Genomic DNA, 13,332 nt, shown 5'->3' with positions numbered 1-13,332 from the left:
TTTCCGCCGGGCCGCGCGATGCACCGCGCGGCGCCGGGTGGTCGCGAAGCCCGCGTGCGAGAACCGTGCCAGCGCCGCGAGCGCAAGCGGTGCGCGCCGCGTCGCCCCTCGCTTTGCGAAACGCATGCATTCGGCCGATGTCCCGCTGTTCTACGGACTGCGCCACCTGTCATGTTTGGCAACACTTCGCGCGCGACGGTGTACCTGAATGCAACACCTGCGCCGACGCCACGGCGCGGGTCGTCGATCGGCCCATCGCAAGCGATACGCCGGTGTGCCGCGCCACACCGGCTTCCTGCCGCGATGGCATGCGATTTGCGTGACGGGCAGTGCACTCGGCCCGGAAACCCCAACCGTGCCGGCGCGACGAATCGTTCGCGGCGGTGCGACCACAATGACCCAGGAGACAACCATGAAGAAACTCTCGGCTTCAGCGAGCCGGCTGGCGACGATCGGCATCGCGGTGGCAGCCGCCGTCGCGCTGAACCCCGGCCTCGTCGAAGCGGCCGCGGACTACCCGGCCGTGACCTACCAGCGCCTGACCGATGCACACGGCGATCCGGGCTGGCTGACCTATTACCGCACCTACGACGGCCGCTCGCATTCGCCGCTCAAGCAGATCGACACGTCGAACGCGAAGGATCTCAAGCAGGTGTGGGCGTACAAGTTCCCCGCCGATCTGAAGCAGGGCTTCGAGGCCACGCCGATCGTCAACGGCAACTACCTGTTCGTGACGACGCCGAAGGACAACGTCTACGCATTCGATGCGAAGACCGGCAAGCAGCTGTGGAAATACGAGCCGAAACTCGGCGCGGCGTCGTTCAAGACCGCGTGCTGCGACGTCGTCAACCGCGGCGTCGCGCTGTACGGCAAGAACGTCTACATCGCGATGCTGAACGGCGAAATCGCGGCGCTCGACGCGCAGACCGGCAATCTCGTGTGGAAGAAGCAGATGTTCGAGCCGGGCCTCGGCTACGCGTTCTCGCTCGCGCCGCTCGCGATCGACGGCGCGATCGTCGTCGGCACGTCCGGTGGCGAATACGGGATTCGCGGCTACATCGCCGCGCTGAATCCGGAAGACGGCTCGCAGGTCTGGAAACGCTACACGATCCCCGCCGCCGGCGAAAAGGGCGCGGAAACCTGGCCCGACGGCATGCAGAGCCACGGCGGCGGCGCCGCGTGGCTGACCGGCACGTACGACGCCGCGTCGCGCACGCTGTACTGGGGCGTCGGCAATCCCGGCCCGTGGCTCGCGGCGCTGCGCCCCGGCGACAACCTGTATTCCGACTCGCTGCTCGCGCTCGATGCGAAGAGCGGCAACCTGAAGTGGCACTACCAGTACACGAACAACGACACGTGGGACTACGACGGCGTGAACGCGGCCGTCCTCGCGGACATCAAGTACAAAGGCAAGGACTACGACGCGATCATTCACGCGGACCGCAACGGATTCTTCCATGCGATCGACCGCACGACCGGCAAGCTGATCTACGCGACGCCGTTCGTGAAAGCGTTGTCGGTCACCGGCTACACGGAAGACGGCAAGCCGATCCAGGACGCATCGAAGTTCCCGAAGGCCGGCACGACGATCGAGACGTGCCCGAGCTTCCTCGGCGGCAAGAACTGGTGGTCGATCTCGTACGACCAGGAACGCAACATCGCGGTCGTGCCCGCGCTGCATGCGTGCATGAGCCTGACCGGCAAGTCGGTCAGCTACATGGAAGGGCTGCCGTATCTCGGCGAAGGCTTCGAGATCAAGCCCGAACCGGGCAGCGAAGGCTACGGCGAACTGACGGCCATCGACGTGAACACCGGCAAGAAGCTGTGGAGCCACTGGTCGAAGAAGCCGTGGAACGGCGGTGTCGCGACCACCGCGAGCGGCCTCGCGTTCAGCGGCTCGCTCGACGGCCACCTGTATGCGTTCGATACGGCGACCGGCAAGGTGCTGTGGGAAAGCCCGCAACTGGCGAGCGGCATCATTTCGCAGCCGTCGGTGTACGAGGTCGACGGCAAGGAATATGTCGCCGTGCTCGCCGGCTACGGCGGCGCGAACCCGATCTGGGGTGGCCCGATGGCGGACATTGCGAAGGACGTTCCGCGCGGCGGCACGCTCTACGTGTTCGCGCTGAACTGAACCGGCGCCACGCCCGATTCGCGCCGAGTCGCGCCCGCATGCGCCCGATGCGGGCGCGACGCCCCACCCGCTTCAACCGGACACACCACCATGAATACTCGCCTCACTTCCGTTACCGTCGCCAGTCTGCTCGCCGTGGGCGTGGCGCTGACACCGGCAGCCGCGTCGGCCGGCGTGCGCGTCTGCACGCTGCCCGGCAGCCCGACCACTGCGCTCGATCGCTCCGTGGCTCGGGAAGTGTTCCGCGCCGCGGGCATCGCCGCGACCTTCAACACACGCGGCGTCGACGACAACGGCGACGACGACGGCATCTCCGCCAGCGAGCTGACGAAATCGCTCGAACGCGACTGCGACGTGATCGCCGGTTTCCCTCGTTCGGCGATCGCCGATGCGTCGGGATCGAAAATGACGTTCTCGCAGGGCTATCTGCGCTCCGGCTACGTCAGCGTGTCGCTGCCCGATGCGCCAGCGCCGTCCGGTGCCAAGGAAACGATCGCGGCCACGTACGGCAGCCCGTCGCAACTGATCGCCGCGCAGCAGACGAACGCGCGCTTCGACCTCGAGAACACGAGCGAGAAAACGATCGGCGCGCTCGCCGCGGGCCGCGCGCAGCGCGCGATCGTCTGGTACCCGAGCGTCGTCGCGTACGAGCGTGCCCATCCGAAACAGCGGTTCAAGGTGGCGGCGACTGCATCGCCATACTCGGACTGGCAACTGTCATTCGCATTCGGGCCGGGCAAGGACGCGCTGCAAAAGCGCATCGACGCCACGCTGGCGCAGATGAGCGGCAACGGCCGTCTCGCATCGCTCACGCGCGGCTGGACGCTTCCCGCCGACATCGCGCAAGCCGCCGCCACGCACGCGCCCGGCCGATTTCTCGACGGCGCGATCGCGTCCGCGCAGCGGCCGGCAAGGAGCGGCTTCATCAAGGTGTCGACGAGCGAAGGCAGCGGCGTCCCGTCGTTCGACCAGGCTCAGGTGCAGCACGGCAAGAAGCTCTACGGCGATGCGTGCGCGAAATGCCACGGCGACCAGCTCGAGGGCAATACCGCGCCCGCGCTGAGCGGGGAATCGTTCGCGCCCGAGGGCAAGTCGCACATCACGGTCGGCGGCATTTTCCTGTACATGTCGAGCAACATGCCGGCCGATCGCCCCGGCAAGATGACCGCACAGGAATACGAGGACCTGATGGCGTTCCTGCTTTACTCGAACGGCTACGACGCGTCGCAGAGCAAGCTGACCGCCGATATCGCCAACGCGTCGAAGGCGCCGCTCATCGCCGGGCCGCGCAAGTAACTTTCCCGCCCGCTTTCGTTTCGGTCGACCGCCGCGCCGGGCAGCCTGCCCGGCGCGCGGGCCCGGCTTTCTCTTTTCATTTCATTTCGTTCAGGACGACATCATGATCTCCCGCCATCGCAGAACCTTCATCGTGCAGGCCGCCGGCCTGTGCGCCGCGCTCGCGGCCGGCACGCGCGCATTCGCGGCCGCCCCGCCCGTCGACGAAAACGACGCGACCGCGAAGACGCTCGGCTACCGCGCAAAGGCGACGACCGTCGACGCGAGCAAGTTCCCGAAGTACCAGGCCGGCCAGACGTGTTCGAACTGCCGCTTCTACAAGGCTGCCGCGGGCGAATCCGTCGGCACGTGCCCGATGTTCGCGGGCAAGACGGTTGCCGCCGAAGGCTGGTGCAACGTCTATGCGAAGCTCGCTTGATGCCGGGCTCGCCCGCGAGCGCGACGACGCGTCGCGTCGCGGCGCGGACGCCGAACGCGCGGTGCATCTGCATGCGCTGATCGCGCTGGGCATCGACCGCGGATACGTGACGCACGGCGAAATCGCCGATGCGTTGCCCGACGCGTTGCCGGATAGCGCGGCCGAACGCGCGGACGTCGACGCAGCCGCGTCGATGCTGCGCGAGTTCGGCATCGACGTACGCGAGCATGCCGGCGAGCACACCGGATGGACACTCGACCGCCATTTTGCGCAGGTGTCGGAAGTCGCGTCGCCGCTCGCCGACGCATCGACGCCGCTCGCGGCCGACGACCTGCTCGCGGGCCGGACCAACGATCCGGTCCGACTCTATCTGCGGGAAATGAGCGCGACGCCGCTGCTCGAACGCGACGAAGAGATCGCGCTCGCGCTTCGTCTGGAAAGCGGCCGTACCGCATGCATCGACGCATTGAGCCGCGATCCGGCGGCGCTCGCGGCCGTCGCGGCGATCGCGGACGACATCCGTGCCGGCAAGGTGGCCGCGTCGGTTTACGTGACCGGATTCGCCGGTGATGTCGAATCGCCTGCAAGTGCGCCGTCGATGTTGCCCGACGATCCGGCCATGGAGCCGCCAGCGCCGGACGATGCAGCCGGCCCTTCCGTCGACAGCGACGCGTGGCGCGATACGGTCGTCGAAGCGCTCGAGCGCGCCGGCGCGCTGGCGCCGGCCATGCAGCATGCATTGCACACGGACGGTTTCGCGTCGGCCGCCAGCCGGGCGCTGCTGCGCGAAGCGGCCGCGTTGACCGGCGCCATCCGCTTCACGTCGCGCGCGATCGAACGCATCGGGCAAGCGAACCGCGAGCGCGCGAGCCGAGCGCACACGTTCGAAAAGCGGCTCGTCGACACGCTGGCCGCTGCGGGCATACCTGCCGATTCCGCGCGCCACGACCTCTTCGCGCCGTGCGACGACGTATACGCATGGCTGCACGCATGCGGCACCGCGCATCCCGACTGCGCCGGCGCCCTCGCCCGCCATGCGCCGGCGCTGATCGACGCGCGCGGCGCGCTCGCGCGCGTCGCCGCTCAGTCGCCGTTGCCGCTCGACATCGCGATCGCACTCGACGCGCGGTGCTCGCGTATCGAGCGCGCGATGCAACCCGCGAGAACGAAGCTGTTCCAGAGCAACCTGCGGCTCGTCGTGTCGGTCGCCAAACGCTATGCCGATCGCGGCCTGCCGTTCTCCGACCTGATCCAGGAAGGCAATATCGGGCTGATGAAGGCCGTCGATCGCTACGATCACCGGCGCGGCTTCAAATTCTCGACCTATGCGACCTGGTGGATCCGGCAGGCGATCACCCATGCGCTCGCCGATCTGGGGCGCACGATACGCGTGCCCGCGCATACGGTCGATACGCTCAACAAGCTGTCGCGGCTCGCACGCATCCATCGGCAACGAACCGGCGACGTCGCCGACGCGCGCGCGCTTTCCGCGCAGATGCGGCTGCCGGTCGACAAGGTGCGCGAGCTGATGGGTATCGTGCGCGAACCGATCTCGGCCGACCTGCCGGTTTCGCCCGATCACGACCTCACGCTGTGCGACGTCACGATCGACCCCGACGCGCCGACGCCGGAAGAAGCCGCGAGCGCCGGCCAGTTGCGCACGGCAGTCGCGGCGCTGATCGATTGCCTCCCCGCGCGCGAAGCATGGATTCTTCGCCTGCGCTACGGGATCGACGTCGACAACGAGTATTCGCTGCGCGAGATCGGTCGGCAACTGAACCTGTCGGCCGAACGCGTTCGTCAGCTCGAGGTGGCGGCGCTCGAACGCATCCGGCAATTCAGGCACGCACCAGCGCTGCGCTCGCTGCTCGCCTGACGCGCCCGTGCCGAGCGAGCACATGACGGCTCGCACACCGAACTGCTCAGGACTGCAACACGCCTGCTGCATTTGTGAACGCCGCGCCGCATCGCGCTACCGTCCGCAAACCCTACGGCTTGGCTGGATCGGGCGTCACGCGCCCGGCTGTCGCGGCTTTCGCCGCAGCCGCGCTCCGGTCGCGCAACTGGCACGTATGTTGCGTTTTCCCGAGCACCGTCAGGAATTACACGAACGCAGGGAGACTCGCTTGTCCAAGATCGAATCGGTTCTTCACGAAACCCGTCAGTTCGCGCCGCCCGCGGCGCTCGAGCAGACGGCGACCATTTCCGGCATGCCGGCCTATCGCGCGCTCGTCGCCGAGGCCGAGCAGGATTACGAAGGCTTCTGGGCGCGTCTCGCGCGCGAAGGCCTCACGTGGCACAAGCCGTTCACGACCGTGCTCGACGAGCGCAACGCGCCGTTCTACAAATGGTTCGACGACGGCGAGCTGAACGCGTCGTACAACTGCCTCGACCGCCACGTCGAAGCCGGCAACGGCGAGCGCGTCGCGGTGATCTTCGAGGCCGACGACGGCACCGTCACCCGCGTCACCTATGCGGACCTCCTCGCGCGCGTGTCGCGCTTCGCGAATGCGCTGAAGAAACGCGGCATCGGCAAGGGCGATCGCGTCGTCATCTATATCCCGATGTCGATCGAAGGCATCGTCGCGATGCAGGCTTGCGCGCGCATCGGCGCCACGCACTCGGTCGTGTTCGGCGGCTTCTCCGCGAAATCGCTGAACGAGCGGCTCGTCGACGTCGGCGCGGTCGCGCTGATCACCGCCGACGAGCAGGCGCGCGGCGGCAAGACGCTGCCGCTCAAGAGCATCGCCGACGAGGCGATCGCGATGGGCGGCTGCGAAGCGGTCAAGAGCGTGATCGTCTATCGCCGCACCGGCGGCCAGATCGACTGGCATGCGGAGCGCGACCTGTGGATGCACGAGCTGACCGACGGCGAGGCCGACACGTGCGAGCCGACCTGGGTCGGCGCCGAGCATCCGCTGTTCATCCTGTATACGTCGGGCTCGACCGGCAAGCCCAAGGGCGTGCAGCACAGCACGGGCGGCTACCTGCTGTGGGCCGCGCAGACGATGAAGTGGACCTTCGACTGGAAACCCGACGACGTGTTCTGGTGCACGGCCGACATCGGCTGGGTCACGGGCCACACGTACATCACGTACGGGCCGCTCGCATGCGGCGGCACGCAGGTCGTGTTCGAGGGCGTGCCGACCTATCCGGACGCCGGCCGCTTCTGGAAGATGATCGGCGATCACAAGGTCACCGTGTTCTACACCGCGCCGACCGCGATCCGTTCGTTGATCAAGGCGGCCGAAGCCGACGACAAGGTCCACCCGAAGAGCTATGACCTGTCGAGCCTGCGCATCATCGGCACGGTCGGCGAGCCGATCAATCCGGAAGCGTGGATGTGGTACCACAAGCACGTCGGCCACGAGCGCTGCCCGATCGTCGACACGTGGTGGCAAACCGAAACCGGCGGCCACATGATCACGCCGCTGCCGGGCGCGACGCCGACCGTCCCGGGCTCATGCACGCTGCCGCTGCCGGGCATCATGGCCGCGGTGGTCGACGAGACCGGCCAGGACGTGCCGAACGGGCAAGGCGGGATTCTCGTCGTCAAGCGTCCGTGGCCCGCGATGATCCGCACGATCTGGGGCGACCCGGAGCGCTTCAAGAAGAGTTATTACCCAGAAGAACTCGGCGGCACGCTGTATCTGGCCGGCGACGGCACCGTGCGCGACAAGGAGACCGGCTACTTCACGATCATGGGCCGGATCGACGACGTGCTGAACGTGTCGGGCCACCGGCTGGGCACGATGGAGATCGAGTCGGCGCTGGTGTCGCATGAACTGGTTGCCGAAGCGGCGGTGGTCGGCCGTCCGGACGACACGACGGGCGAGGCGGTGGTTGCATTCGTCGTGCTGAAGCGTTCGCGCCCGGAAGGCGACGAAGCGGCGGCGCTCGCGAAGACGCTGCGCGACTGGGTCGGCAAGCAGATCGGGCCGATCGCGAAGCCGAAGGACATCCGCTTCGGCGACAACCTGCCGAAGACGCGCTCGGGCAAGATCATGCGGCGCCTGCTGCGCTCGCTCGCGAAGGGCGAGGCGATCACGCAGGATACGTCCACGCTCGAGAATCCGGCCATCCTCGAGCAGTTGAACCACTCGATGTGACACCGCCCGCCACGGCGGGCCTATCGCTTCACCGCGGCGCCGAAGCACGACCGCTTGCCCGTTCACCACGCCGGGCGCGGCCGCGCTCGCGCCGGCGACGAGCATCGCCGTGCGTTCCCCGACGGCACGGCATGCAGGCGGATCGCAGCGCTTTCGCCACTGCATTTTTAATTAGTCGTACGTATTACAACACTCACAAAACGGAGACAGACGATGAAGGGAATGACACGGACGATGTGCGCGGCGCTGCTTGGCGCGGCCGCAAGCACCAGCAGCTTCGCGCAGAGCAGCGTCACGCTGTACGGCGATCTCGACGCCGCATTGCTCTATACGAGCCGATCGCTCGATTCGGCAACCGGCGGCAACGCCGGGCGCCAGTTCGCGCTGACTGACACGGGCATGACGCCGACCAACTTCGGCATCACGGGTACCGAGGATCTCGGCGGCGGGCTGCACGCGCGATTCAAGCTGGAAAGCGGCTTCAACATCACCGACGGCGCGTTCGGCCATTCGAACGGCAACTTCTTCGGCCGGCAGGCGTGGGTCGGGATCGACGGCGGATTCGGCGAGACGAAGGTCGGTCTGCAGTTCTCGCCGTTCGTGCTCGCGATCCTCGGATCGGATCCGCGCAACGTCTCGCACTTCGGCGCCGCGCTGGTGCCGTACGTCGACAACGTGCTCGTCACGGGCCTCTTCAACCCGAACGCGATTTCGTACACGAGCCCGACGATCGCCGGGCTGACGGCCAGCGCGATGTTCGGCTTCGGCGGCAAGGCCGGCGACTTCCAGGCGGGACGCCAGTATTCCGGCAGCCTTACCTATACGAACGGCGGCTTCATGATCAACGCGGCGCTCTACGACGGCAACGGCGGCACGTCGCCGACGCCGGTGCCGAGCACGGTCGCGTTCGTCGGCCGCACGATCGGCGCCGCCTATACGTTCGGGCCGGTAACCGGCAAGGCGTCGTTCACAAGCTACAAGGTCGCCGGCTCGTTCAGCAACAACGTGTATAGCGCCGGCCTCGACTATCGCGTCACGCCGGCCCTCGATCTGAACACGGGCGCGTGGTACACGACCGACCGCAACGATTCGCACAACCATTCGCTGCTGGCCGCGGTCGGCGCCGACTACAGCCTGTCGAAACGAACGGGCCTGTATGCGCAGGTCGGCGTGGTCAACAACCACGGCGCGATGAATACGGGCCTCGGCATCACGGGCGGTGCGTTGTACGGGTTGCCGGGCACGACGGTCGGCGTCAACGCCGGCATCCATCACGTGTTCTGATACCCCCGAGGACGGGCGGCCACCACGCGCCGCCCGTCCGGCCACGGAAACGTCGCGCAAACGCCCCGCCGGGCGCGGGCCCAGTCATCCTGCGCACCGATCTCGATGTTTACCCGACCTCAAGTCCTCGGCCGCGCGGCCGTCAAGTCAGGAACGCATGCGCAACATCCGCCGGGAACCCGGCGCGCATGCCCTCAAGGAGACCCAGCAACGTGAACTTCTTCGGAATCGGCCGCGGCCGCCGTTCGTCGCGCGCGCTCGTCGGCGACATCGCCGAACAGGCCGGCAGGCTCGGCATCGAGATCTGCGACGTATCGGGCCACGTCGAGGAAGTCGCGGCACGCGTCGCCCGGCAGGCGGAGGTCTGCCATACGCTGCGCGAATCGGCCGCCGTCACGCTGCGCGGCAACCACCGGATCGCCGAGGCCGCGCAGCAGGTGCGCGACGTCAGCGCCAATGCGTCGAATGCGGTCCGGCAGTCGCAGCAGACGATCGAGGCGTCGCTCGCCGACATTCACGGCCTCGTCGAGGGCGTCACCACGATCAGCGACCAGATGGGCGCGCTGCGCGACGCGCTCGGTCACGTGCGGGCGGTGTCCGAGGAAATCTCCGTCATCGCGAGACAGACCCACCTGCTCGCGCTGAACGCCGCGATCGAGGCCGCGCGCGCCGGCGAGTCGGGCCGCAGCTTCGCGGTCGTCGCGGCCGAGGTCAAGAACCTGTCCGCGAAAACCGGGCAGGCGACGGCCCAGATCGAGACGACGCTCGCGCGGCTCGCCGAGCAGACCGAACACCTGCTCGCGGAAGGCACCGACAACGCCGCCCGCGCGCATCGCGTGCGCGAGGGCACGCGCACGATCGGCGAGGTCGTGCACGCGACCGGGCACGCGATCACCGAGCTCGCGGGCGAGGCCGAACAGATCGCGTCGTTGACGGACGAGATCGAGGCGCAGTGCCACCGTCTCGACGAGCAGGTGGGCGAGATGGCGTCCGGCGTCGAGAATTCGGCCGACAACTTCTCGCAGGCCAAGGACCGCCTCGGCAATCTGCTCTCCGTCTCCGAGACGCTGATCGAGCTCACCGCCGCGACCGGCATCGAATCGCCGGACACGCGCCTGATCGACACCGCACGGAGCACGGCCGCCAAGATCAGCAAGCTCTTCGAGGACGCGGTCGCCCGCGGCGATATCACACTCGACGCGCTCTTCGACGCGCACTACGAACCGATTCCGGGCACCGACCCGCAACAGTTCATGACGCGCTTCACGGCGTTCACCGATCGCGTGCTGCCGGCGATCCAGGAGCCGGTGCTCGACGTCGACACACGCGTCGTCTATTGCGCGAGCTTCGACCGGCAGTGCTACCTGCCGACCCACAACCGGAAGTTTTCTCTGCCGCAGCGTGCGGACGCCGCATGGAATGCGGCGAATTGCCGGAACCGCCGGATCTACACGGACCGCACGGCGCGCATGTCCGTCGCGCATGACAAGCCGTTCCTGTTGCAAACCTATCGGCGCGACATGGGCAACGGCCAGTTCGTGCTGATGAAGGACGTGTCCGCGCCGATCGTCGTCGGCGGGCGGCCGTGGGGTGTGCTGCGCATCGGCTACACGGTCTGAACCGGCGCGGGCGGGCCGCGCGCGTTACTGCTCCAGTCCCACGCCCAGCGGTCGCTGGTCGCTGCGCCCGTGATCGTCGACCACCCGCACGGTATAGCTGCCGGCCGTGCGCGGCTGCCAGAACAGCGCATCGCCCGGCGCACTGCGGCCGACATACGCGTCGTTGACGAACCAGTACAGCGCATGCGCGCTCGCATCGGCGGTCGCATTGAACGCGATGCGCGTGTCATCGGCGCTTTTCACGCGCATCGCATACGTACTGCCGCGCAGCGGCGACGTGATGCGCGGCGGGTCGCCTTCGACCTGCCCGGCATCGCGACAATCCGCATTCTGCGGCGGCCGCCGGCGCGGAATGCCGGCCTGCGCGAACACCTGCTGCAAGTCCGATGGCCAGAACTCGAAGACCTCCGTATGCGTGCGCTTGCCGTCGTACGGCGGGCACGCGGCCTTCCCCGTCGCGTCGTCGATCACGACGGGCCGGTGCACGGTGCTCACGCGGATCGGCGACGTGCCGGGGATGAACCACGTCCAGCCTTGCTGCGGACACCACTCGTTCGGCAGGTCGCCGCTCGCGAGGCAGATGCGCACGCGCTTCAGTTTCGGCGGCACCGCCCGCGGCGGCTCGACGACGGCCCGCTCGGCATTCATCGCATCGACGACCTGAAAGAACAGCGGCGCGGCCGCATCGACACCGACGAACGCGGTATTGGTCGAATTGTCGAAATTGCCGACCCACACGACCAGCACGTACGGGCCGAACACGCCGGCCGTCCAAGCGTCGCGGAACGACCATGACGTGCCGGTCTTCCAGTACACGGGCACGCTCGACGGCTGCGCGCCGCTCGTCTCGTCGGGGCGCAGGTGCTGGCGCAGCATGTCCATCGTCATGTAGCTCGCCTCGGCGCTGAGCAGGCGCCGGCCGGGCAATGCCGGCTCGTCCGCGCGCAGCCGCAGCGGCCGGAACTCGCCGCGGTTCGCGAGCATCGCGTACAGCGCCGCGAGATCCTGCATCGTCACTTCACCGCCGCCGAGCACGAGCGCGAGCCCGTAGTGCTGCGCGCTCGCGAGCCGGCGCACGCCGGCGTCCTGCAGGAACCGGTACAGGTCGGGCGACTTGAGCTGCGACGCGACCCACACGGCCGGCACGTTGCGGCTGCGGTTGAGCGCGTCGGTCGCCGTGATCGGCCCGAGGAAATGACCGTCGAAGTTCTCCGGCGCATACGGGCCGAACGACGTCGGCACGTCGCGCAGCACGGTCTGCGGATGCAGCACGCCCTGGTCGAAGCCGAGCGCATAGATGAACGGCTTGAGCGTCGAGCCCGGCGAGCGCCGCGCGAGCGTGCCGTTCACCTGCCCGTCGATCGTCCGGTCAAAGAAGTCCGCGGAGCCGACCAGCGCCTTCACGCTCATGTCGCGCGTATCGACGAGGATGGCCGCCGCGTTGCGCACGCCGCGCGTATCGTTGCGCGCGACGTAGCGTGAAATCTGCCGTTCGAGCGTGCGTTGCAGGTCGAGATCGAGCGTCATCGCAAGACGGGCGCCGCCATCGCCGTCGCGGTTGCCATCGGCCGCCGCGCCGCTCGACATTGTGCGCCACGCGCTGCGCGCGGCCAGCGCCTGGTCGACCGCATGCGGCGCGTCGAACGGCAGCGCGGACAGCGGCCGCATCGCGAGCGGCAACGCGAACAACGGCTTGAGCGACGCATCGCCCGGGTGCTTCGTCAGCCAGCGCGCATAGAGCCGATTGCGCGACGCGGCCAGCGCACGGTTGATCTCGTCCTGCCCGCCGCGCACGCGTCGCGCCGGGTCCTGCGGAATCACCGCGAGCGCGAGCGCTTCGGGCAACGTCAGCGCGTCCGGCATCCGATCGAAATAGACGACGCTCGCGGTGCCCGCGCCTTCGACGTTGCGGCCGTACGGCGCGTCGTTCAGATACGCTTCGAGAATCTGCCGCTTCGAGTAGAACAGTTCGAGCTGCACCGCGCGGGCGACCTGTTCGAGCTTGCCGGCCGACGTGCGCGTGTTCAGCTTCCACAGCGAACGCGCGAGCTGCATCGTCAGCGTGGAGCCGCCTTGCGGATTGCCGCCGCGTACGTACGTGATCCACGCGCCGCGCGCGAGCCCGTACGGGTTGAAGCCCGGATGCCACCGGAACCAGCGGTCCTCGTGCAGCATCACCGCTTCGACGAGCTGCGGCGACATCCGGTCGAGCGGCACCCACAGCCGGTAGCGGTCGTCCTTCGCGAGCGTCAGGCGCAGCAGCCGGCCTTGGGCATCCGTCACCGCGACCGACGACGGTTTCCAGTCGCGCAGCGGCGGATGCGGCCACAACCGGCACGCGGCCAGCACGCCGAACACGAGCAGCGCGCCGACGAGCCAGTTCTGCCAGCGATGCAGCCAGCGGCCGGCGCCGTGCAGCGCGCGCCGGAGCACGGATCCGTCAGCCACGCGCGGCCGCTCCTGGCGACGTGC

8 protein-coding genes are annotated in these 13,332 nt (G+C 68.2%); 7 read left to right on the top strand and 1 reads right to left on the bottom strand.

Annotated features, from left to right (window positions below):
• Positions 1–412 precede the first annotated feature (412 nt).
• The 7 genes from HWX55_RS00660 to HWX55_RS00630 all read left to right on the top strand — a co-directional run bounded on the left by HWX55_RS00660 (position 413) and on the right by HWX55_RS00630 (position 10,860).
• A complete protein-coding gene (locus HWX55_RS00660; protein WP_069617477.1) occupies positions 413–2,134 on the top strand; it encodes a methanol/ethanol family PQQ-dependent dehydrogenase in 1,722 nt (573 codons plus the stop codon).
• A gap of 90 nt (positions 2,135–2,224) precedes the next feature.
• Complete coding sequence (locus HWX55_RS00655) at positions 2,225–3,430, top strand: transporter substrate-binding domain-containing protein (protein WP_175973158.1); 1,206 nt, start codon at positions 2,225–2,227, stop codon at positions 3,428–3,430.
• A gap of 103 nt (positions 3,431–3,533) precedes the next feature.
• Complete coding sequence (locus HWX55_RS00650) at positions 3,534–3,848, top strand: high-potential iron-sulfur protein (RefSeq protein WP_175973156.1); 315 nt, start codon at positions 3,534–3,536, stop codon at positions 3,846–3,848.
• The gene (locus tag HWX55_RS00645; RefSeq protein WP_175973154.1) at positions 3,832–5,724 is read left to right on the top strand and encodes a sigma-70 family RNA polymerase sigma factor; all 1,893 of its coding nucleotides are present in this window, start codon (positions 3,832–3,834) and stop codon (positions 5,722–5,724) included. The genes HWX55_RS00650 and HWX55_RS00645 overlap by 17 nt, the downstream gene beginning before the upstream one ends.
• Positions 5,725–5,974: 250 nt before the next feature.
• The gene (acs, locus tag HWX55_RS00640) at positions 5,975–7,957 is read left to right on the top strand and encodes an acetate--CoA ligase (RefSeq protein ID WP_175973152.1); all 1,983 of its coding nucleotides are present in this window, start codon (positions 5,975–5,977) and stop codon (positions 7,955–7,957) included.
• Between the two features lie 213 nt (positions 7,958–8,170).
• Entirely contained in the window at positions 8,171–9,241 is a 1,071-nt protein-coding gene (locus tag HWX55_RS00635) for a porin (RefSeq protein ID WP_175973150.1), read from the top strand.
• A 212-nt stretch (positions 9,242–9,453) separates the two neighbouring features.
• Positions 9,454–10,860 carry a methyl-accepting chemotaxis protein gene (locus HWX55_RS00630; protein WP_175973148.1) on the top strand — a complete coding sequence of 469 codons (1,407 nt, stop codon included), beginning with the start codon at positions 9,454–9,456 and terminating at the stop codon, positions 10,858–10,860.
• A 24-nt stretch (positions 10,861–10,884) separates the two neighbouring features.
• Here the strand turns inward: HWX55_RS00630 and pbpC are convergent, their stop codons facing one another.
• Positions 10,885–13,308 (bottom strand): penicillin-binding protein 1C, encoded by a 2,424-nt coding sequence (pbpC, locus tag HWX55_RS00625; RefSeq protein WP_175973146.1) that lies wholly within the window; start codon positions 13,306–13,308, stop codon positions 10,885–10,887.
• Between the last annotated feature and the right edge of the window lie 24 nt (positions 13,309–13,332).

The organism is Burkholderia sp. BCC1047 (genome assembly GCF_902833155.1).
GTDB lineage: Bacteria > Pseudomonadota > Gammaproteobacteria > Burkholderiales > Burkholderiaceae > Burkholderia > Burkholderia sola.
Note: the sequence above shows the minus strand (reverse complement) of the source record. Positions and strands in the feature narration are given on the sequence as shown.